The organism is Bacillus cereus group sp. BfR-BA-01381 (assembly GCF_022663555.1).
Taxonomy (GTDB): domain Bacteria; phylum Bacillota; class Bacilli; order Bacillales; family Bacillaceae_G; genus Bacillus_A; species Bacillus_A pacificus.
The window spans coordinates 1-223 of record NZ_JAKUFR010000344.1 but is presented as its reverse complement, the minus strand read 5'-3'; the positions used below and the strand labels follow the sequence as shown (position 1 = coordinate 223).

Sequence of the window (223 nt, the reverse complement as noted above, 5' to 3'; positions counted from 1 at the left end):
TCCAAAACAAGAAAAACCAGAAGAACCAAAAACAGATGATCCGAAACAAGAAAAGCCAGAAGAACCAAAGACGGATGATCCAAAACAAGAAAAGCCAGAAGAACCAAAAACGGATGATCCAAAACAAGAAAAGCCAGAAGAACCGAAGACGGATGATCCAAAACAAGAAAAACCAGAACAACCAAAGCAAGAAAACATTCAAGTTCCAGCAGTACAAGTAAAT

General features: G+C 38.1%; 1 pseudogene. It reads left to right on the top strand.

The window, feature by feature from the left end:
- A pseudogene (locus MR079_RS28965) lies at positions 1-223 on the top strand (DUF4430 domain-containing protein); the annotation flags it as partial.